Source organism: Desulfonatronum sp. SC1, from assembly GCF_003046795.1.
Classification (GTDB): Bacteria; Desulfobacterota; Desulfovibrionia; order Desulfovibrionales; family Desulfonatronaceae; genus Desulfonatronum.
Genome location: NZ_PZKN01000075.1, coordinates 1 through 957 on the forward strand (window position 1 = coordinate 1; position 957 = coordinate 957).

Consider the following 957-nt stretch of genomic DNA (forward strand, 5'->3'; position numbering starts at 1 on the left):
GTTCTGACCCGTCAGCACGGCCCCGGCAATGGTGCTGTCCCCCTGGATGCGTCCGACCAGCCCGCCGGTGTAGTCCGAGCTGCCGGCAACCCGTTGGCCGGTCACGGCCGCGTCCGCAAAGGAGCTGTCCTGGGCCGAGCCCGTCAGTCCGCCGGTGTTCTGTCTGCCGCTGATCACCGGGCCGTTGTCCGCGCTGCTCACGCTTGTCCGGACAAAGTCGCTGTCCTCGGCCCGACCGCACAGGCCGCCCACATGGTCCCTGCCATGGATGCTCGGTTCCTCCAGAGTCAGGTCGGTGAACGAGGCCCCGGCGCAGAAGCCGAAGAGACCTTGATGGTCCGACCCGGCCCGGTTGACGTGCAGGTTGGAGATGGTATTGCCCGCGCCGTCCAGGCTGCCCGTGAACGGGTCATTGGCAGTGCCGATGGGCGTCCAGCCCCGACCGTGGTCCCAGAGCAGGGCGTCGTCGGGAAAAGCTATGTCGTCGTCCAGCCTGTAGTGCGCGGCCAAGTCTTGTCGCAATGCGTTGAGTTCTGCCGGAGTTGTGACGAGATAGGGGGCCTCGGACGTTCCCGAACCGGTCAGATCGTCTAATAGGACTTCAGGCAGCGGGTCCGGGCTCAAGGCCCCGGTGTCCCGAAACTCCGGATAGTCCACGCCTTCGTCGATTTGCCACAGGGTCTTGAAATTGTACCCCACATAGCCGGCCTGTTGCTGCATCTGTTCCGTTGTCCGGCCCGTGCCCGCGGAGCTGCTGCTCGGGCCTGAAGTCTGGGTGTCCCAGTAGCTGTAGTTGACCTGACCGCCGGAGACCAGGCCCAGAAAACCGCCTACGGCGGACCAACCGCTCACCGCACCGGTGCTGTAGCAACGTGAGATGGTGCTGGCGTTGAGCTGGCCAGCGAAGCCGCCGGCTTGTTGACCACCGCTCACCGCGGCCCGGCTGTAGCCGTCGGC

Annotated in this window: 1 protein-coding gene; it reads right to left on the reverse strand. The window is 65.9% G+C overall.

Annotated elements, in window-relative coordinates:
- The coding region (locus C6366_RS19795; protein ID WP_199221568.1) for a GLUG motif-containing protein at positions 1 to 957 on the reverse strand (957 nt) is incomplete at both ends.